This is a genomic window from Leptothrix sp. (in: b-proteobacteria) (assembly GCF_965250675.1).
In the GTDB taxonomy this organism is placed as follows: domain Bacteria; phylum Pseudomonadota; class Gammaproteobacteria; order Burkholderiales; family Burkholderiaceae_C; genus Sphaerotilus.
The window spans coordinates 844741-864245 of sequence record NZ_CBDFPH010000001.1; the positions used below are offsets into that span (position 1 = coordinate 844741).

The following is a 19505-nucleotide window of genomic DNA, read 5'->3' on the forward strand; positions in this document are numbered from 1 at the left end:
ATAGCACGGCTGCGTGACGCGGACTTTGACGCAAGGCGCAAGCTGCACGGACAATCCCCGGCATGGACAAACCCGGCATCGATTTCACCGCCTTGCGCCGAGCGCTGGCCATGCTCGATGAGGCCTTGCAGTTCTGGCAGCAGCAGCCCGAAGGCACGGCGTTGAAACCCCACCTGCGCTTGGCGGTGCTGCAATCGTTCGAGTTCAGCTACGAGTTGTCGCTGCGGCTGCTGCGCCGTGTCCTGATCGAGCGCGCCGAGGCTGCCGATCTGGTCGTCGACCTGTCTTTCCAGGATTTGCTGCGCAAGGCGGCCGATGCCGGGCTGCTGGGCGACCCGGCGCGCTGGCGCGAATGGCGCGAGATGCGCAACGCGACCCGCCATGCCTACAACGAGGTCAAGGCGCAGGCGGTGGCCGAAGCCGCAGCCCGTTTTGCGCTGGACGCCGCGGCCTTGCTGGCTGCCATGGAGGCCAGTGGTGAGCGCTGACCTCATGCTCACGCCTGCGCAGGCGCAGCGGGTGCGATGGATCGTCGATCAGGTGCTGAACGGTGCCGAGGTCTGGGTCTTCGGCTCGCGTGCCACTCACCGCGCCCGGCCGTTCTCGGATCTTGACTTGCTGATCACCCGGCCCGCCTACCTGAGCTGGGCGCAGCGTGCTGCCTTGCGCGACGGCTTTGAGGCCAGCGACCTGCCGTTTCGGGTCGACGTGGTCGAGGCCGAAGGGCTGGACGCCGGCTTCGCGGCGCGCGTGATGGCAGAGCGCATCGCGCTGCCGGGTTGACCGATCCTGGGTGGCAGGCGGGGCCGCAGCCCCTCAACGCACCCTCAGTGCACAAACCCGATCGGCGCGCGCTTGCCTGCACCAGCGTCGGGCAGGTCGGCGGGCGTGACGCACCCGCGATGGGCGAGCTTGGCGTTGCCGAAGGCCGTCATCCAGGCGCGGCGCATTTCGCGCGGGGCGAGTTCGGTCATGGCGTCGAGCATGTCGTCGCCCGGCTCGGGCTCGAAGCGGTGGCCCCAGTCGTGGCTGCCGCGCAGGCCCTGGTAGAGCCGCCGGGCGATGCAGCGGGCGGCGGCGCGGTCGGGCATCTGCACTTCGTAGACGTTCATGCGATTGAGGATGGGCTCGGGGATGGCCCGGCCGTCGTTGGCGGTGGCGACCCAGATGACCTGGCTGGCGTCGATCGGCACCTCGGCGAACTCGTCGGTGAAGCTGTGCGCGGTGTCGTGCTCCAGCAGGCTGTAGAGCGAGCCGAGCGGGTCGTAGGCGTGCTCGCCGCTGGCCTTGTCGATCTCGTCGATCACCATCACCGGGTTGGCGTACTGGCCGTCGACCAGGGTCTCGAACACCTTGCCCGGCCGCGCGCCTTTCCACTGGCTAGACGCGCCGCTCAGCACCCAGCCGGCGGTCAGCGAACTCATGGACACAAACCCCATGCCGGTGCCCAGCAACTGCGCCATCTCGCGCGCAAAGTGGGTCTTGCCGACGCCGGGCGGGCCCAGCAGCAGCATGGGCGTGATCTCCAGCGCGTCGTGGCTGTCCTCGCACAGGGCGAGCTGGCGCTTGACGTCATCGAGCACCGGGTGGAAGTTGGGCAGGCTCTCGTAGAGGTGGTCCATCACCGGCAGCCCCGAGGGCTTGACCTGGAAGCGCTCCGGGCCTTTCTCCAGCATGCGCTCGTAGGTGGCGCGCAGGTTTTCATGCTCCTTGGCCGGCAGCTTGTACAGCCGCTGCTCGATATCTCCCAGCCGGTAGACCGAGCGCATGTGCGCAATCGGGATCGACGCCCCGGCGCCAGCAGGCGCGACAGGTTGGAAGGGCACCAGGTCGGTGGACAACAGGCTGCGGTTCATGCGGACCTCCAGTCACGGATCAAGTCAATTCAGTGGCTCTATTGAACCCATGCATGAGCAGTGCCAAGCGCCGGAGTAAGCCCCGGTTTGCGGGTCAAACCTGCGGGTCTGAACCGACTGGACGCCGCCCAGGGCGCGCGTCACACTGACGGCCCGTGCGCCGCTGCCTCCGCTGCCAGGCGCCTTGTTCGATCAGATGCCAGGAGTTGTGATGGCCCGAACCCCCCGCCCCGCCCGCAAGCCCGCCCCGACGGCCACCGTCGTGTTGATCGCCACCCGCAAGGGCGCCTGGCTGCTGCACGGTGACACCCGGCGCAAGACCTGGCGGCTGGACGGGCCGCACTTCCACGGCCACATCGTCAACCACCTGATGCTCGACCCGCGCGATGGCCGCACCCTGCTGGCTGCCGCCAAGACCGGCCATCTGGGGCCGACGATCTTCCGCTCCACCGACCTCGGCCACACCTGGAAGGAAGCCGAGCGCCCGCCCGCCTTCACCAAAGCCCCTGAAGGCGAGAAGGGCCGCAGCGTCGACCACACCTTCTGGCTCACGCCCGGCCATGCCAGCGAGCGCGACACCTGGTATGCCGGCACCTCGCCGCAAGGCCTGTTCCGCAGCGAGGACGGCGGCGTCACCTGGACCGGCCTGCCTGGTGTCAACGACAACCTGCAGATGCGTCCGTGGATGGGCACGGTGCAGGATGGCACGCCCGATGGCCCCAAGCTGCACTCCATCCTGATCGACCCGCGCGATGCGGCACACCTGTATTTCGGCATGTCGGGCGGCGGTGTGCACGAGTCGACCGATGGCGGTGCGACCTGGCAGACGCTGATCGACGGACTGGAGGTGGTCGAAGGCTTCAGCGGGGACGAGCCGACCTTCCACGACCCGCACCGCATCGCACTCTGCCCCAGCCACCCCGACCGGCTCTACCAGCAGAACCACTGCGGCATTTATCGGATTGATCGCGATTCGCGCCGCACGCCCGACACCTGGAAGCGCATCGGCCGCAAGATGCCCAAGGCGGTGGGCGACATCGGCTTTCCGCTGGTCGTGCACCCGCGCGACGCCGACACGGCCTGGGTCTTTCCGATGGACGGCACCAGCGTCTGGCCGCGCACCAGCCCGCAGGGCCGGCCGGCGGCGTACGTCACCCGCGACGCCGGCAAGACCTGGCAGCGCCAGGACAACGGCCTGCCAACTGAGCAGGCCTGGTGGACCGTCAAGCGCCAGGCTTTTGCCCTGGACGCCTGCACCAAGGTCGGTCTCTACCTGGGCACCAGCAGCGGCGAGCTGTGGGTTAGCGCCAACGAGGGCGAGCGCTGGCGCTGCATTGCCCGCCATCTGCCGGAAATCTACGCGGTCGAGGTGGCCGCATTGGCCGTGCCGGCCTGAAAAAGGCGCAAGTGATGAAGGTGCTGATCCCCAGTTCGCTGCGCTCCTACACCGGCCAGACCTGGGTCATGGCCGAGGGCGCCACGCTGGCCGAGCTGCTGCTCGATCTGGAGCGGCAGTACCCGGGATTCCGCTTCCGCATGGTCGACGAGCAGGACCGGCTGCGCTCGCAGATGCGCGTGTTCATCGACGGCCATGCGGTGCACGATCTGGCCCGGCCGCTGGCGGGTGTCGATGCCGTGCACATCGTGCAGGCACTCAGTGGTGGTTGAGACGCCAGCGGCAGCCGGCTATTTCACCCACGTATTGAGCTGAATGATCGGCAGCAGCACCGCCAGCACGATCAGCATCACCGCGAAGCCCATCACCACGATCAACAGCGGCTCCAGGATGGTGGCCATCTGCATGGCGCGGCGCTGCACCTCGGCGCCGAGCTGGGTGGCCGCGCGCTGCAGCATGGTCGGCAGCTCGCCGGTCTGCTCGCCCAGGCGGGCGAACATGGCCAGCAGGCCGGGGAAGCGCTTCTTGGCCGCCAGGGCCGAGGCCAGCGGCGCGCCTTCGCGCACCTGCGCCAGCGCATCGAGCGCATCGGCGCGCATGGCGGTGTTGGAGAGCGTTTCGGCCGCCGCCTGCAGCGCCTTCAGGATCGGCACGCCCGAGCCGGCCAGCATCGCCAGCGTGCCGGCAAAGCGCGCCGCGTTGTAGCCGCGCGCCAGCTTGCCGACCAGCGGCAGGTTGAGGAAGGAGGCGTCGAGCCGCTCGCGCGTGGCCGGGTTGCGGCGGGCCACGGTGTAGAGGCCCGCGGCCGCGCCGACGGCGATCAACATCAGCCAGCCCCACTGGCGCAGAAAGCCGCTGATGGCGAGCATCGCGCTGGTCAGGAAGGGCAGCGCGCGCTTGCCGCCGACGAACACCTGCGCCACCTGAGGCACCACGTAGGTGACCAGGAACACCACGATGACCACTGCCACCAGCGAGACGATGGCCGGGTAGAGCGCCGCACCGATCAGCTTGGCCTGCAGCGCCTGACGCTCTTCGAGGTCATCGGCGAGCTTTTCCAGCACGCGGCCGAGCTGGCCGCTCTGCTCACCGGCGCCGACCACAGCGCGGTAGACCTCGTCGAACTCGCGCGGCGCACCGGCCAGCGCGCGGGCAAACGGCGAGCCGGCGTTCACCTCGGCGCGCAGGTGGGCGAGCATTTCGCGCTGGCGCGGCTCTTCGGCCTCATCGGCCAGCGCGGTGAGCGCCCGCTCCAGCGGCAGGCCGGCGGCGACCAGACCTGCGAGTTGGCGCGTCCAGATCGACAGCGTGGTGGCGGTGAACACGCGCCGGCGCAGCGCCATCGGGCTGGCGAGGGCGGTGTCGGCGGCGTTGGCCAGCAGGTTGACATCGAGCGGCACCAGCGCGCGGGCGCGCAACTGGGCGCGCACGGCGCGGGCGTTGTCGGCCTCGATCAGACCGGTCTGGGTCTTGCCGTCGGCGGTGAGGGCTTCGAACTTGTAGGCGGGCATGGATGTCAATCAGCGCGGGCAGCCCGCCGCCGGGCCGCCCCAAGGCGGGCTGAGCCCCCGTGGGGGGTGGCGAAGGGTCGGAGACACAAGCCTGGGGGCACCATCATTCGCGCGTGACGCGCAACAACTCTTCCGGCGAGGTGATGCCCTGCGCCACCAGCCTTGCGCCGTCTTCGCGCATGGTCTTCATGCCGCCTTGCTCGGCGGCGGCGAAGAGCTGCGACTCGGCGGCGCGGTTGTGCACCAGCGCGCGCACCTTGTCGTCGGCGACCATCAGTTCATAGATGCCGGTGCGGCCGCGGTAGCCGGTGTGGCCGCAGGCGTCGCAGCCCACCGCATGCCAGCGTCCGTTGTCGCCCGGCCGCTTGCAGTCATTGCAGAGCTTGCGCACCAGCCGCTGCGCCAGCACGCCGATCAGGCTGGAGCTGAGCAGGAAGGGCTCGATGCCCATGTCGGTCAGGCGGGTGACGGCGCTCGGCGCGTCGTTGGTGTGCAGCGTGGCCAGCACCAGGTGGCCGGTGAGTGAGGCCTGCACGGCGATCTGTGCGGTTTCGTGGTCGCGGATCTCGCCGATCATGATCACGTCCGGGTCCTGGCGCAGGATGGCGCGCAGCGCCTTGGCAAACGTCAGGTCGATCTTGGCGTTGACCTGGGTCTGGCCGATGCTGGGCAGCTCGTACTCGACCGGGTCTTCCACCGTCAGCACGTTGGTGGTGCTGGTGTCGACCTGCGCCAGGCCGGCGTAGAGCGTGGTGGTCTTGCCCGAGCCCGTGGGGCCGGTGACCAGCACGATGCCGTGCGGCTGCGTCAGCAGGTCCGAGAAGCGCGCCAGCGTGTCGCCTTCCATGCCGAGGTTGGCCAGGCTGAACTTGGCCTCGCCCTTGTCGAGCAGGCGCAGCACGGCGCGCTCGCCGTGCACGCCGGGCAGCGTGGAGACGCGCACGTCGATCGCCTTGCCGCCGATGCGCAGCGAGATGCGGCCGTCCTGCGGCAGGCGCTTCTCGGCAATGTCGAGCTCGGCCATGATCTTGAGCCGGCTGATCAGCGCGGCGTGCAGCGCCTTGTTGGGCTGCACCACCTCTCTGAGCGTGCCGTCGACACGGAAGCGCACCGCGCTGGAACGCTCGTACGGTTCGATGTGGATGTCGCTCGCGCCGTCCTTGGCCGCCTGGGTCAGCAGCGCGTTGAGCATGCGGATGATGGGCGCGTCGTTGCTGGCTTCGAGCAGGTCTTCGACCGCCGGCAGGTCCTGCATCATGCGGGAAAGATCCACGGCGGACTCGACCTCGCCGACCACCGCCGCCGCGCTGGATTCGCCGCCGGCATAGGCTACGGCGATGCGCTTGGCGAGGGATTCGGCACCGTCGCGCTCCAGCGCATCGAGCGTGTAGAGCCGCTGCACTTCAGCCAGCGCGCTGAGCGAGGCGCTGCGTTCGGCCCAGAGCACGAGGCGCTCGCCGTCGTCCTCCAGCAGCAGTTGCTGGGCCTTGGCCCAGGCGTAGGGCAGGGGATAGCGCATGGCGGGGGGCGCCTCAGGGCTTGGCGGTGGGCGCCGTGCCCGCCGCATCGGCCGGGCGCTTGATCTCGGGCAGCACCGCCGATTCATTGATGCCCAGCACGCTGGAGGCACGCGGCTGGCCGCCGGTCTGCTGGGCGCGGATGGCCTCGTAGCGGTCGAGCGTGAGCGCGTCGGCATCCTGCTGGCTGCGCATCACCACCGGGCGCAGGAAGACCAGCAGGTTGCTCTTCTTGCGCGTGCGGTTCTCGGCGCGGAACAGGTTGCCGAACAGCGGAATGCTGGCCAGGCCGGGCACGCGGTCTTCGCCGCTGGCGTAGTCGTCTTTCAGCAGGCCGCCCAGCACCATGATCTGGCCATCGTCGACCACCACGGTGGTCTCGATCGAGCTCTTGTCGGTGGTCGGGCCGGCGGTCGACGAGGTGCTGGTGGCGACCACGCTGGAGTTTTCCTGGTAGATCACCATGCGCACCGTGCCGCCTTCGCCGATCTGCGGCTTGACGCGCAAGGTCAGGCCGACGTCCTTGCGCTCCACCGTCTGGAACGGGTTGACCGTGCTGCCGGTGCTGCCGCTGTTGGCATAGGTGCCGGTGATGAAGGGCACGTTCTGGCCGATGACGATCTTGGCTTCCTCGTTGTCGAGCGCCACCAGATTGGGCGTCGAGAGGATGTTGGCGCCGGTGTTCGATTCCAGGAAGCGCGCCAGCGCGCCCAGCGTGTAGACGCCGTTGATGGCCTTGATCAGCCCCAGGTTCAGGCCGGCGCCGGGAATGGCCGTGCCGGTGGCGCCGTTGACCGCCAGGTTGATGATGTTGTTGCCCGCGCCGGCCGTGCCGTTGCTATAGTTGGTGCCCACCGCCAGGCCGTATTTGTTGCCGTCGCGGCCCAGCAGTGTCTGCCACTGGAAGCCGAATTCGGCCGCCTGCTGCGCGTCCATCTTGACGATCATCGACTCGACGTAGACCTGCGCGCGGCGTGCGTCCAGCTGGTCGATCACGCCGCGCAGCTGGCGGTAGACCGGCTCCGGCGCGCTGATGATGAGCGAGTTGGTGGCCGCATCCGCCTGGATGAAGCCGCCGGTGGATGGATTGGCCGACGCTGCCACGGGCGTGGTCGACTGCACGGAGGCGGTGGCGTTGGCCGTGCCGCCCAGCGCGGGCGTGGTGGCGGCCAGCGGCGAGGCGCCCGTGCCGCTGCTCTGGCCGGAAGTGCCTGCGCTGGCGCCGTAGGCCGCGCGCAGCACCTGGGCGAGCTTGCTGGCGTCGGCGTTCTTCAGGTAGACCACGTAGATGTTGCCGGCCGGCCCGCCGCTTGGGTTGGGGCGGTCGAGCTTGGCGATCACCCCGCGCACGGCGGCCAGCCGCGCGGCGTTGGGTGCGCGGACCAGCAGCGAGTTGGTGCGCGAGTCCGCCACCACCGACACTGCGCCGCCCGCGCCCGCCACGCCCGGCGCGGTGCCGCTGGCGTCGGCAAAGCGCTGCACCATCTGCGCCATGTCGCCGGCCACGGCGTGCTGCAGCGGCACGATTTCCACGTCGGTGGCCGCCGGCACATCGAGCGCGGCAATGATCTTCGCCAGCCGCTGCAGGTTGTCGGCGTAGTCGGTGATGACCAGGCTGTTGTTGCCCGGGTTGGCGTTGATGGTGTTGTTGGGCGTGATCAGCGGGCGCAGCACCGCCACCAGGTTGTTGACGTTCTCGTGCTGGACCTTGAACACCTGCGTGATGATCTGGTCGCCCTTGCGCACGACCGAGCCGACCGAGACGCTGCCGCTCTGCAGCTTGGCCTCGGCCTCGGGCACGACCTTGAGCAGCCCGGCCACGTCGACCACCGCAAAGCCCAGCCCGCGCAGCGTGGCCAGGTAGTTGAGGAAGGCCTCGCGCTGGGTCAGCGGCTGCTCGCTGTAGAGCGTCATGGTGCCCTTGACGCGCGGGTCGACCAGGATCTGCCGGTTGACGATGGCCGCCATGGCGCGCGAGACGGCTTCGATCTCGGCGTTGACGAAGTTGAGCGTGACGTTGCTCTCGCGTGCCTTGCCGCGCGCGGCTGCTGTGCTGTCCTGCTTTTGCGCCCAGACGGGCAGGCTGGACATCAGCAGCGCGGCACTCAGGACCGCTGCGGTGAGCCGCAACGGGCGATGGCGCGCTAGGGGGGAAGGGCGCAGCGTCATGGTCATCCGATCGAGAGTACGGACCGCGCGCCGTCGCGCCGTCCGATGATGTTGAGCAGGTTGTCGAGCGCGGCCTGATCGTCAGGCGCGGCGCTGGCTTCGCCGCGCAGGCGCAGGCCGCTGGCGCTCCAGCTGCCTTCGCCCTGCAGGCGCAAGGCGCCGTCGAGGGTGTCGAGCCTGACCTGCGGCGTGCCGGAGGCGGCGTCCGTGCTGATCTGCAGCCGGTAGCTGCCCAGGCGCGGCAGCGTGCTCAGGCGGGAGGAGAAGTCGCGCAGCTCCAGCTCGGCGCTGCCGCTGAGCACGAAGCGGCCCTGCACCCAGTCGAGCGCCAGGTCGCGTGTGCTCAGGCGCAGCGCGCCGCCCGGCTGCAGCGTGTTCCACGGCGTGCCCAGCCCGACCAGCCAGGCGGCCGGCCACTGGGCGATGGCGTTGTCAACCGTTGTGGCGCTGCTGCTCTGTGCGTTGTTCTGCGCCAGCGTCGCCCGGAAGCGGCCCCAGCCGGGTTGCAGCTGCAGCGCCAGACCGGCGGGCAGGCAGCAGTCCTGGTTCAGCGTCAGGCGCAGGCCGGGCGGGCTGGCGCTGGGGCGCAGCGTCCAGCCCATGCGGCCGGGCAGCGCGAGCGCGTCGCGGCTGCCTTCGCCGGCGGCCAGCACCAGCACGGCGTTGCCGTTCCAGATGCTGCCTTGCGCGTCGGCCAGCAGCACGCGGTCGTGCGTGGCCGCAGCCACGGCGGATGCCAGCCAGCTGGCCGGTGCAAAGATCACCAGCGCCACCAGGGCGCCGAGCACCGCGCCGAAGCGCGCCCAGCGCCGTGACCGGGCGGCGTCCGCCGCCCAGCCCACCGCCAGCACGGCAGCCTGCCGCGCCGGCTTGAGCCAGCCAAGCTCGGGCCGGGCGGCCTTGAGGCGGTTCTTGAACGCGGAGGGGCGGGCCATGTCGTGCGGCTTCAGGGGCCGTTGCCCAGTTGCACGACCACGGTGCCGCTGTAGCCCTTGCCGGCGGTGGCCGCATTGGCTGCGGGTGTGGTGGCCGGCGCGGTGACGGGCGAACCGCTGCGGCTGACCTGCAGTTCGATCACCCGGGCGCGCGCGCCGCTGCGGATCTCGGCCAGCCAGGCGGTCAGCGCGGCAGGATCGACGTTGCTGAGCGTGACCGTGGCGCGGCCTCCCGCCAGGTTGAGCCGCGCCCCGGCGCCGAGCCGCTGGGTGGATGAGCGCAGCGCGGCTTCGGCCTGCTCGGGCGCCACCGGCGGCAGGGCGCGCAACTCACGCGCCTCGGCGGCCAGGGCCTGCATCTCAGCCACTTGCGCATCCAGTGCCGCGCGTTGGGCCGGCGCGGTCTGCAGCGTGCGCCAGGCGGGTTGGATGGCGATGTTCCACACCAGCAGCAGGCCCACGGCGGCCAGGGCGAGGCCGAGCGCCAGCCGTTCGCGCGGCGCCAGCGCCAGCCAGCGCAAGGTGAGCTGGTCGCGGGCGGTTTGCAGCGCCGGGGGCAGGGTCATCGAAAGTTTCATCGCGGCGCTCCGGTCGGGGTGGCCGCTGTGGTGTTGGCCACTCGCGCACGGCGCAGGGTGACGAGACCGGCGCCACTCTCGACCTGCCAGCCGCTGCTGCCCAGGCTGTCGCGCAGGCGCTGGATCTGCGCTTCGCCCAGGCCGGGCGCGCCCAGGCTGAGCTGCTGGTTCTCGAAGCGCACGGTCTGTACCGGCAGGGCTTCGGGCCAGGCGCTGGCAGCGGCTTGCAGCATGGGTTCCAGGTCGGTGTCACCAGCGCGGCCGGCGGCGGCGCGCAGGGTTTCGTTTTCGCGCCGCATCTGCAGCGGGGCGTCCAGGATGGCGCGCACCTGCGGGTGGGTGCTGCGCATCACGGCCAGGATGCTGTCGCGGCGGGTCTGCAACTCGGTGCGCTGCTGCCAGGCCCAGGCGTTGAGCCCGACCACCTGCACCGCCAGCAGGCCGGCCAGGCCCCAGCGCACCGGCGCCCAGGCGGGGGTGCGCAGCTGGCGCAGGCCATCGCGCAGCCAGGCGGCGCCACGGTGGTGCGGCGCCAGCTCGAACTGGCGCAGGTTCCAGCCGCCTTGCGCGGCCTGCAACAGGCGCTCGGTGGCGGTCACGACGTGCACCGGCTGGCCCAGCCAGGCCTCGGCGGCCTGCACCAGCGCCGGGCTGGCGCTGCAGTGCAGATCGGCGGGCAGCGGCTCGGGCAGCAGCGCGCGGGCGAGCGTGCCCTGCATCGGCCAGCACGCCGCGCCAGCCGCATCGGCCCAGCTGACTAGCGCGATGTCGTCTGCGCCGTGGTCGGCCGGCAGGCCGGCAGCCGCATGAATGTGGACGGTGGCCGAGGCGGCGGCGAGCGCCAGCTTGCTGGGCTGGAATGTGGAGGCACGCCCTTCGCGGGCTGTTTCGGCGGAGGCCGAAGGCGCGCCGCTGGCCGCCAGCGGGCTGAGTTGCGGCGCGATGCGGTCGACCTGCAGGCCGTGGGCTTCCAGCGCCTCGATCTGGGCGGTCAGCCAGGCGCGGTCGATGGCGGCGACCCAGCAGGCGTTGCCGGCCTGGGCGCCGGGCTCCAGCGCCAGGTGCAGGGTCTCAGGCTCATCGAGCAGCGTGTCTTCCAGCACGCCACCCAGCGCAGCCCGCAGCCGGGCGGCGGGTGCCTTGGGGCAGGTGATGCGGTGGTAGGCGATGTCGGTGTCCGCCACCACCGCGACCACGCTGGTCGCCTTGGGCAGCAGGCTGGGCGCGCAGTGGCCCTGGGTGCTGGCGTGCCGGCCGTCCTGGCTCAGCACGTAGGCGAGTTCGGTGGAGCTACCCGCAGCCGCAGTCGGGTTGCCTGAGCCCAGGCGTCTTCGAGTCGGCAGTTGAACGATCAGAAAGCTCATGGGCACAGGTGGCAGGCGTTCGAAAGATTGTAGGGTGGGCCTACCGGCAGATCAGGGCGGGTTGCCCCCGCCCGGGCCGGTCATGGCGTCGGCCCGCAGACGGGTGCGGCGCAACACCCGCACGTCGCGCGTCTGGGCCTGGCGCTCCAGCAGCGAACGCTGTGCCACCACGGTCTGCTCCAGCCGCAGCGCGCCGTCGACCTCGAAGTAGCGCGTGTTGATGCTGACCCGGCGCGCATCCAGCTCCACCGCCGGCCCGAGCAGCGACCGCGCCTCTTCCAGCGTGCGCAGCGGGTTACGCAGGCGGGCCTGCACCAGGCGCTCGGCGCTGGAGAGGTCGACGCCCGGCAGCACGGCGGCGATCACTTCCTTGGGCGCGGTGTTGAGGTTGACCGCCGTGACCACCGGCAGCAGCGTGACGTAGGGGCGCAGCCGGGCGACGGTGGCGGCGTCCAGCCCGAGCCAGCCGAGCTCATCGACGCTGGGCGGCAGGATGGGCATGGCCGATGACGTGTCTGCGGTGGCTGTGCCGCCCACGTCGATCGACGTGCCCGGCGTGGCCTGCTTGAAGGCGTTGCCCAACTGCTGCGCCAGGCTCTCGCCCAGGCCGATGCTCAGGCACAGCTGCGTCAGCGTCTTGAGCTCGGCGGGCTGCAGCTTGCCGTCCTGCACCAGGTTGCGCAGGTTGTAGCGGGCCTGGGCGTCGCGGATGACGCCGGAGAAGAAGGCGTCGGGCGCGTCATCGGTGCGATCGCGCTCGGCGGCCAGAAAGGTCGACAGGCGCGATTCGGCCAGCGGTACGGCCCACGGCTCGCCCAGGTGGTCGACGCCGCTGCTGCGCGCGTCCTCGCGCAGGATCAGCCGCGCCCAGTCGAGCGCGCCGTTCAGGATCCACTGCGACTGGGTCTGCGCCCGCTCGGCGGATTCCACCTGCACGGCCTGCCACTGCTGCCAGACCATGCCGGCCGACAGCGTGGCGATCACCGTGACGATGATCATGGCCGTGAGCAGCGCGGCGCCGCGCCGGGGCTGGCGTGGGCGTGATGGCGTCGGGCGTGGCGTCATGGGTGCACCAGCTGCATTTCGCGCGTGACGGTGCCGTTGGCGGCGCCGCCGGGCTCGAAGTTGATCAACATGCGCACGCCGTCGGGCAGCACGTCGCGGTTGATGGCGGCCGTGACCGGCGCGGGCACGCCGCTGGCGGTCAGTTCGGGCGCCTGCATCTGCTGGTCGGCGCTGGACTGCGCGTTGCTCCAGGCGTTGCTGCTGGCGTAGAAGAAAAACACCTGCCAGCCGAGCACGTGGTCGAACAGCTGCAGGCTTTCGGCCTCATTGCCGAGCAGCTGGAAGCTGCGCAGCCAGGTGTCCTGGAGTGCGGCGATGTCGCGCACGGGTGCGGCGGCCCAGCGTTCGAGCTTGCGCCCACGCAGCGTCCAGGCCACCACCTGCACGCCTTCGGGCTGGCGCCGCGTCATGCGCAGCGTGGCGCCATCGAAGGCCAGGCCGGGCACGATCTGGGTGTCGAAGCTCTCGCGCAGGTCGATCTCCCACTGCGTCAGCGCCGACTGCAGCCGCAGCAGGCCGTCGAGCTTGCCCTGCGCGACCGTGCGGCTGCGCATCACCATGTCGACGCCCTGCCAGGCCATGCCGGCCATCAGCGCCAGGATGAAGAGCGCGATCAGCACCTCGATGAGGGTGAAGCCGCGCGCGGCGCGACGCCGGTGCGTGATCGATGGCAGTTTCAATTGCGCCCCAGCACGGTGGAGATCTGCACCAGCGGCACGTTGGCGTCGTTGGCCACGCGGGCGTCGACGCGGCGGAAGTTCGGGTTGGGCGTGGGCCGCACCACCAGCTGGCCGCGGTAGGTCTGGCCGGCCTGCTCGCATGTGAAGTCGTTGTCGCCCACCGGCGGAAACTGGCGCTGCAGGCGCAACTCGGTCAGCTGGTTGTCGGCGCACCACTGCGCGGCCAGTACGTCGGCCAGGCGCTGGGTGTTGCCGGTGAGCGCGCCGGCGGCCTTGGCGCCCGCGGCCAGCGTGACGGCGACGATGGCCAGCGCCACCAGTACCTCGATCAGCGTCAGGCCGTGGCGTGCAAAAGCGGCAGAGGACTTATTGCGGGCGCGCATTGCCGCTCCCTTCATCCAGCACGGCGAACGGCGCCCAGCCATCGGTGGCGAGCGTGATACGGCGCTCGCCCAGGCGCAGCACCAGCCGCTGCGCGCCGATCACCGGCTCGGGCCCGAGCAGCAGGCCGCGCTGGCGCGGGGGCAACTCGACCACCGGCGCATCGGTGCCACCGTCCAGCCAGCGGCCGGGCAGCTTGGTGCTGGCGGGAATGCCTTCGAAGTGGAAGTCATCGGGCGTGGTGTTCTCGGGCGTCATGACCGCCAGCGCCACGGCGGGGTCCGGCCCCGGTACCCAGACGACCGGCACCCCCAGCACGCGCGCTTGCGTGCGGCCGGCTTCGAGCAGGGTGGCCAGGCGGCTGGCCTCGCGCTCCAGGCGTGTGTTGGACGGGTCGGGCAGCGACAGGCTGACCACGGCGCTGGCCATCGCGATGATGGCCACCACCAGCAGCAACTCGATCAGCGTGAAGCCGGCGCGGCGGCGCACCGGCCGCCGCCGGCGCGGCTTACTGCCAGGAGCCGAGATCGGCATCCTTGCCCTCGCCGCCGGGCTGGCCGTCCGCGCCGAAGCTGAATACATCGATCTCGCCCTTCACGCCCGGGTTGGCGAACTGGTAGGGGCGGCCCCACGGGTCGTTGGGCAGCTTGTCGAGGTAGGGCTTCCAGTTGGACGGCACCGGCGCGGCAGTCGGCTTGGCGACCAGCGCCTGCAGACTCTGGTCGGCGCTGGGGTAGCGCTGGTTGTCGAGCTTGTAGAGCTTGAGGGCCTGCATCAGGTTGTTGATGTCGGTGCGCGCGGCGGTGACGCGGGCGTCGTCGGCGCGCTCCAGCACATTGGGCACCACCAGCGCGGCCAGCACGCCGATGATGACCAGCACCACCATCAACTCGATCAGGGTGAAGCCGCGTCGGGCGGCATGGTTCAGGCGTTGAAGGCTCTTCATCGGGGCGTCGGGGTGGCGTCGTGAGGTGAGTGAAGTGGGGTGCGGGACCAAGCCGGTCGATCATAATCGGCAGCACGAGTGCGGGTGTTTCCACCGGTTCATCCACCAGATTCACGCGCCAGATTCATGCTGGCATCTTCATTGAGAGCTATGACAGTACGTTGGTCGGCAGGGTGGGCTGGGTTGGTGTGGTTGGCGTTGGCTGCCAGCGCCGTGTTCTGGGGTTTGCGCCTGGGCACGCGCAGTGCGCCGATGCCGCCCCAGGCGCGCACCGTGGCCGTGGACCAGGCCGCGCGCGGCGACGTGCTGCGCCTGCTGGCCGGCCCGGCTGCCACGTCGGCCACGGTGGTGGCCGAGCCGCAGATCGCCAGCCGCTTCCGTCTGATCGGCGTGATGGCGGCCGCCAACGAGCGGTCCGCCTCGGCGGGGCTGGCGCTGTTGAGCATTGATGGCAAGCCGGCCCGCGCGATTCGTGTTGGCGCGGTGGTCGAGGGTGACTGGGTGCTGCAGAGCGTCAGTGCGCGACGGGTGGAAATCGGCCCGGCTGGCGGCCCGGCCGTGGCGGGGCTGGACCTGGCGCCGTTGCCGGCTGCAGCCACCGGCCAACTGGGCGCCGGTGTGGGTGTCACCGTGGGGTCTGGCGGCGTGAACGGTACGCCTGCGCCGGGCGTGTCACCCGGCATGACGTTGGGCGTGCCGCCTGGGCTGCCGGGCATCCCGCCCCCGCCTGCCAATCTGGAAATCGATGCGTCGATGGCGCCAGCCGTGATCCGCTGAAGGATCGGTTCAGCGCGAGCGTCAGGCGCCCGGCTGGGTCAGCGCGTAGCGAAAGTTCTCGGCGTCTGCGCCCGGCGTCTGGGTGAGATCGGCGTGCGTGTCGGTGTCGCTCACATCGCTGAGCAGCGCGGCGGCGGCATGGACGAGCGGCCAACTGAGCGCGATGCCGGTGCCGTCCAGGCTCTCCAGCCCCAGCGTCAGCAGCGCCGTGCTCTGAAAGCCTGACAGCACCGTGTCCAGCCCCGGGTGTTCGGTGCTGCGGCAGAACACGCAGTAGTCGGGCACGGGCCCGGCAATGTGGGTGGCGACGATCAGCGCCGCGCAGGCGGCGAGGCCGTCGATGAGGATCAGGCGCTGCTGCTCGGCGGCCTTGAGCAGCGCGCCGACCATCATTGCGGTCTCGAAACCACCGTAGGCGGCCAGGATTTCGACCGGATCATCCAGCCCGGTGTGGCGTGCCTGTGCGGCTTGCAGCGCGGGCATGAGCGCGCTCAGCGGTGCGCTGCCGGTGACGCTGCGCTGGGGCAGGCCGGGTTGCACGATTTCTGCCAGCGTCAGGCCCGTCAGGTGGCTGATCAGCAGTGCGGCGGTCTCGGCCGAGCCAACGCCCAGGCCCGCGCAGCCGATGGCGTCGCCGGGCAGGTCTTCGGCGATTTCGGTGCCGGCGCGGATGGCCGCGTTCACCTGATCGAGGCTCATCGCCTGCGTCATGCGGCAGTGGCGCGTGCCGTGGGCAATCTTGCGCGACAGCACGCCTGGCCGCGCCGGCAGCGGCGTGGCCAGGCCGGCGTCGACGATCTGCAACTGCAAGCCCTGCTGGTACGCCAGCACCGGCAGCGCGACGCGGTGGTGCAGGATGTCTTCGACCATGGCCGTGCTGTTGCGCGCCAGCGGCGCCGCGATGTCGACCGCCAGGCCGTGGTCGCCGGCAAAGATCAGCAGTTGCGGCGCTTGCAGACGGGGCCGCAGCGAGTTGCGGATCAGGCCGATGCGCACCGCCAGCGCGTCGAGTTCACCGAGCCGGCCGCCACGCTCGGCCCGGCGTTCCAGCTTGAGCTTGAGCGCCTGTTCGAGCGAGGGCCGCGAGGTGGACGCAACCAGGGGGGAGGATTCGATGGGCATGGGCGGTGGCGCGGTGGGCGGATCAAGCGGCTGAGGCGGATCTCGCGCAACCTCGCCACTCAGCGCAGAAACAGACGGTACACCGGGTTGTCGGTCTCTTCGACGCAGGGATACGCCAAGGTGTCCAAGAATTGCCGGAAGCTCGCCCGATCCGCGCGCGGCACCTGGATGCCCACCAGGATGCGGCCGTAATCCGCGCCCTGGTTGCGGTAGTGGAACAGGCTGATGTTCCAGTCCGGATGCATGCTGTGGAGGAAGCGCGTGAGCGCGCCCGGCCGCTCGGGGAAGACGAAGCGGAACAGCCGCTCGTTGGCCGCCAGCGGCGAGCGCCCGCCGACCTGGTGCCGCACGTGGTCGCTGGCGAGTTCGTCGTGGCTCAGGTCGACCGCCGCCAGGCCGTTGTCGCGGAACAGCGTGGCGATCTCGGCCGACTCACCCGCCTGGCGCGTGTTGAGGCCGACGAAGATGTGCGCCTGCTGCGCGTCGGAGATGCGGTAATTGAACTCGGTGACGTTGCGCGGGCCGATCAGCTCGCAGAAGCGCCGGAACGAGCCGCGCTCCTCGGGCAGCGTCACCGCGAACAGCGCCTCGCGCTGCTCGCCGACCTCGGCCCGCTCGGCCACGAAGCGCAGGCGGTCGAAGTTCATGTTGGCGCCGCAGGTGATGGCCACCAGCGTCTGGCCGGTGCAGCCGGTGCGCGCCACGTACTGCTTGATGGCGGCCACGCCGAGCGCGCCCGCCGGCTCGACCACCGAGCGCGTGTCCTGGAACACATCCTTCATAGCCGCGCAGACGGCGTCGGTGTCGACGCGCATGAACTCGTCGACCAGCGTGCGCGCCATGCGGAAGGTTTCCACCCCCACCTGCTTGACGGCGGTGCCGTCCGAGAACAGGCCCACGTCGCCCAGGCGCACGCGCTTGCCGGCCTCGACCGAGCGCGCCATGGCATCCGAGTCGGTGGTCTGCACGCCGATGACCCGGATTTCCGGGCGAACCGCTTTCAGGTAGGCCGCCACGCCCGAGATCAGCCCGCCGCCGCCGATGGCCACAAAGATCGCGTCGATCGGCCCCGGGTGCTGGCGCAGGATTTCCATCGCGATGGTGCCCTGGCCGGCGATCACGTCCGGGTCGTCGAAGGGGTGCACGAAGGTCAGGCCCTGGTCGGCCGCCAGCGTCATGGCGTGGTCGTAGGCATCGTTGTAGCTCTCGCCGTGCAGCACGACGTCACCACCGAGCGCGCGCACGGCGTCGACCTTCAGTTCGGGCGTGGTCACCGGCATCACGATCAGCGCACGGCAGCCGAGCTTGCGCCCGCTCAACGCCACCCCCTGGGCATGGTTGCCGGCCGAGGCACAGATGACGCCGCGTGCGCGCTGCTCGGCGCTCAGGTTGACCATCTTGTTGTACGCACCGCGCAGCTTGAAGCTGAACACCGGCTGCGTGTCCTCGCGCTTGAACAGCACGGTGTTGCCGAGCCTGGCTGAGAGCTTCTGTGCCACACCCAGATCCGTCTCCCGCGCCACGTCATAAACACGGGCGTTCAGGATGCGCGGCAGGTAGCTCGACAGCATCGCCTGCTGCGCGGGCGTCGGCTTGAAGGTCTTGGCAGCGGTGCTGGGGGCAGGGGTCTTCGGTCGGCGCGCAGTGGGCATGGGATGGACGGGCGCGGAAGGCCGGCAAGGTGAATGAAATCGTGACGAAATAGCCCGAAATCATAAGCGAGCGCCATGATGGCGCCTTGGCGTGCTTGTGGACCGATGCCGTGCCGCGCGGGCAAAAAAAAGCCCGAGGCGTACACCTCGGGCTTAATCCACCTTTTAGAGAAGGGTGGAGGAGACAACTGGTCAAGAATCTTGGCGTAGGCAGCAGTCGGACGTCTTTGTCTTGCTGTTTTGACATCAGGGCTGTCAAGTATTGACAAGAACCTGTTGCTGCCTCAATAGGTTTTATTCTAGTCGGGCTTTGTGTGGCTGTGCAACGAACCACTGCTGTTTGTTACACCGACGTACGGCCGGCACAATCGGCGCCTGTCCATTCAACCCACGGCGCACTCAAGATGGAATGCACGATCAACTGGATGCCGGCCTCCGGCATGGCGTTTTCTGCCGAAACCGGCAGCGGCCACCTCATCACGATGGATGGCGCGCCCGAAGGCGGCGGCCGCAACCTGGCGCCGCGCCCGATGGAAACCTTGCTGGCCGGCGCGGGCGCCTGCACCGCCTATGACGTGGTGCTGATCCTCAAGCGCGGCCGGCACCAGGTGCAAGGCTGCCAGGTCAAAGTGCTGGCCGACCGTGCCGACACCGACCCGAAGGTCTTCACCCGCATCGTGATGAAGTTCATCGTCACCGGCGTCAGCCTGCCCGAGCCCGCCGTACAGCGCGCGGTGCAGATGTCGTACGACAAATACTGCTCCGCGACCGCGATGCTGGCCAAGACGGCCGAGATCGTGCTGGAAACCGAGGTCGTGCAGGCCTGACGCTTGATCAGATGCGCTGGGCCGTCGTCGTCATGACCTTGGCGGCGGCGCGCATGAGCCAGCGCACCGGCGCGGGTGGCGCCACGCCGCCGCGGTCTAGCGCTTCGCGGGCATGACGGGCTTCGTCTTCGGCCATTTGCGCCACCACCGCGCGTGAGGCGTCGTCGTGCGCCGGCAGGCGGTCCAAGTGGCCTTGCAGGTGATGTTCCACCTGATGTTCGGTCTCGATCACGAAACCCAGGCTGGTGCGCGTCCCCATGCGCCCGGCGGTGTAGCCGATGGCGAAGGCGCCGGCATACCACAGCGGATTCAGCAGCGACGGCCGTGCGCCCAGCGCCCGCAGCCGCTCTTCGGTCCAGGCCAGGTGGTCGGTTTCCTCGCGCGCCGCAGCCTCCAGGTGATCACGCAAAGCGGGGTCGGGTGTTGCCAGGGCCTGGGCGTTGTAGAGCGCTTGCGCGCACACCTCGCCCACATGGTTGACCCGCATCAGCCCGCCCGCCAGGCGGCGCTCCTCGGCGCTGAGTTCCGGTGCGTCGCTTGTGTCGTTGCGTGGCTGAGGCATCGGTCGGCGGGCGTGATGCTGGCCCCACACAGTGCGCAGGCTCTGGTCGGCAGCGGCCAGCCAGTGATCAAGGGCGGATAAATGTCGAGTCATGGCTGCAGAGATTGAGAATATTTCACTGTTATGTCATCTGGCGCACGGCTTGCAAGCGGTATCGGTGCTAGCGA

Annotated in this window: 21 protein-coding genes; 6 read left to right on the plus strand and 15 right to left on the minus strand. The window is 70.0% G+C overall.

The genetic code is table 11. The annotated features are described in order from the left end of the window. The first annotated feature begins 62 nt into the window (after positions 1-62). Positions 63-488, plus strand: coding sequence for an HI0074 family nucleotidyltransferase substrate-binding subunit (locus AC5IG3_RS03795; RefSeq protein ID WP_491904944.1), 426 nt, complete (start codon positions 63-65; stop codon positions 486-488). Next, the gene (locus AC5IG3_RS03800; protein WP_491904945.1) at positions 478-783 is read left to right on the plus strand and encodes a nucleotidyltransferase family protein; all 306 of its coding nucleotides are present in this window, start codon (positions 478-480) and stop codon (positions 781-783) included. Before AC5IG3_RS03795 ends, AC5IG3_RS03800 begins: the two co-directional genes overlap by 11 nt. A gap of 44 nt (positions 784-827) precedes the next feature. Here the strand turns inward: AC5IG3_RS03800 and AC5IG3_RS03805 are convergent, their stop codons facing one another. Continuing rightward, a complete protein-coding gene (locus AC5IG3_RS03805) occupies positions 828-1856 on the minus strand; it encodes an AAA family ATPase (RefSeq protein WP_491904946.1) in 1029 nt (342 codons plus the stop codon). A 211-nt stretch (positions 1857-2067) separates the two neighbouring features. On the opposite strand from AC5IG3_RS03805, the gene AC5IG3_RS03810 reads away from it, so the two are divergent. Both AC5IG3_RS03810 and AC5IG3_RS03815 read left to right on the plus strand, forming a co-directional pair. Further along, positions 2068-3252, plus strand: coding sequence for a WD40/YVTN/BNR-like repeat-containing protein (locus AC5IG3_RS03810; protein ID WP_491904947.1), 1185 nt, complete (start codon positions 2068-2070; stop codon positions 3250-3252). 14 nt (positions 3253-3266) lie between these two features. Next, positions 3267-3524 carry a MoaD/ThiS family protein gene (locus tag AC5IG3_RS03815; RefSeq protein ID WP_491904948.1) on the plus strand — a complete coding sequence of 86 codons (258 nt, stop codon included), beginning with the start codon at positions 3267-3269 and terminating at the stop codon, positions 3522-3524. Positions 3525-3542: 18 nt separating this feature from the next. On the opposite strand, the gene gspF is transcribed toward AC5IG3_RS03815, so the two are convergent. From gspF to gspG, 11 genes are all read right to left on the minus strand, one after another. Beyond that, positions 3543-4763 (minus strand): type II secretion system inner membrane protein GspF, encoded by a 1221-nt coding sequence (gspF, locus tag AC5IG3_RS03820; protein ID WP_491904949.1) that lies wholly within the window; start codon positions 4761-4763, stop codon positions 3543-3545. 103 nt (positions 4764-4866) lie between these two features. Beyond that, positions 4867-6282, minus strand: a complete 1416-nt coding sequence (gene gspE, locus AC5IG3_RS03825; RefSeq protein WP_491904950.1) for a type II secretion system ATPase GspE — start codon at positions 6280-6282, stop codon at positions 4867-4869. 13 nt (positions 6283-6295) lie between these two features. After that, a complete protein-coding gene (gene gspD / locus AC5IG3_RS03830; RefSeq protein WP_491904951.1) occupies positions 6296-8371 on the minus strand; it encodes a type II secretion system secretin GspD in 2076 nt (691 codons plus the stop codon). Positions 8372-8451: 80 nt separating this feature from the next. Then, positions 8452-9384 (minus strand): type II secretion system protein N, encoded by a 933-nt coding sequence (gene gspN, locus AC5IG3_RS03835; RefSeq protein ID WP_491904952.1) that lies wholly within the window; start codon positions 9382-9384, stop codon positions 8452-8454. Positions 9385-9395: 11 nt separating this feature from the next. Further along, entirely contained in the window at positions 9396-9962 is a 567-nt protein-coding gene (locus tag AC5IG3_RS03840; RefSeq protein ID WP_491904953.1) for a type II secretion system protein M, read from the minus strand. Beyond that, entirely contained in the window at positions 9959-11326 is a 1368-nt protein-coding gene (gene gspL / locus AC5IG3_RS03845; protein WP_491904954.1) for a type II secretion system protein GspL, read from the minus strand. The genes AC5IG3_RS03840 and gspL overlap by 4 nt, the downstream gene beginning before the upstream one ends. A 51-nt stretch (positions 11327-11377) precedes the next feature. After that, a complete protein-coding gene (gene gspK / locus AC5IG3_RS03850) occupies positions 11378-12391 on the minus strand; it encodes a type II secretion system minor pseudopilin GspK (protein ID WP_491904955.1) in 1014 nt (337 codons plus the stop codon). Next, positions 12388-13071, minus strand: coding sequence for a PulJ/GspJ family protein (locus tag AC5IG3_RS03855; RefSeq protein WP_491904956.1), 684 nt, complete (start codon positions 13069-13071; stop codon positions 12388-12390). The genes gspK and AC5IG3_RS03855 overlap by 4 nt, the downstream gene beginning before the upstream one ends. Further along, positions 13068-13454, minus strand: coding sequence for a type II secretion system minor pseudopilin GspI (gene gspI, locus AC5IG3_RS03860; protein WP_491904957.1), 387 nt, complete (start codon positions 13452-13454; stop codon positions 13068-13070). The genes AC5IG3_RS03855 and gspI overlap by 4 nt, the downstream gene beginning before the upstream one ends. Continuing rightward, positions 13438-13941 (minus strand): pilus assembly FimT family protein, encoded by a 504-nt coding sequence (locus AC5IG3_RS03865; RefSeq protein WP_491904958.1) that lies wholly within the window; start codon positions 13939-13941, stop codon positions 13438-13440. Before AC5IG3_RS03865 ends, gspI begins: the two co-directional genes overlap by 17 nt. Before the next feature lie 19 nt (positions 13942-13960). Continuing rightward, positions 13961-14398, minus strand: a complete 438-nt coding sequence (gene gspG, locus AC5IG3_RS03870; RefSeq protein ID WP_491904959.1) for a type II secretion system major pseudopilin GspG — start codon at positions 14396-14398, stop codon at positions 13961-13963. A gap of 213 nt (positions 14399-14611) precedes the next feature. Here gspG and AC5IG3_RS03875 point away from each other — a divergent pair, with 213 nt between their 5' ends. Further along, positions 14612-15175, plus strand: coding sequence for a hypothetical protein (locus AC5IG3_RS03875; protein WP_491904960.1), 564 nt, complete (start codon positions 14612-14614; stop codon positions 15173-15175). 21 nt (positions 15176-15196) lie between these two features. Here AC5IG3_RS03875 and AC5IG3_RS03880 read toward each other — a convergent pair whose 3' ends face one another. After that, positions 15197-16297 carry a nicotinate-nucleotide--dimethylbenzimidazole phosphoribosyltransferase gene (locus AC5IG3_RS03880; protein ID WP_491904961.1) on the minus strand — a complete coding sequence of 367 codons (1101 nt, stop codon included), beginning with the start codon at positions 16295-16297 and terminating at the stop codon, positions 15197-15199. Between the two features lie 59 nt (positions 16298-16356). Further along, positions 16357-17949 (minus strand): threonine ammonia-lyase, biosynthetic, encoded by a 1593-nt coding sequence (gene ilvA / locus AC5IG3_RS03885; protein WP_491904962.1) that lies wholly within the window; start codon positions 17947-17949, stop codon positions 16357-16359. A 404-nt stretch (positions 17950-18353) separates the two neighbouring features. Between ilvA and AC5IG3_RS03890 the strand changes: the two genes are divergently transcribed. Continuing rightward, complete coding sequence (locus AC5IG3_RS03890; protein WP_491904963.1) at positions 18354-18776, plus strand: OsmC family protein; 423 nt, start codon at positions 18354-18356, stop codon at positions 18774-18776. Positions 18777-18783: 7 nt separating this feature from the next. Here the strand turns inward: AC5IG3_RS03890 and coq7 are convergent, their stop codons facing one another. Then, complete coding sequence (coq7, locus tag AC5IG3_RS03895) at positions 18784-19431, minus strand: 2-polyprenyl-3-methyl-6-methoxy-1,4-benzoquinone monooxygenase (RefSeq protein ID WP_491904964.1); 648 nt, start codon at positions 19429-19431, stop codon at positions 18784-18786. Positions 19432-19505: the final 74 nt, after the last annotated feature.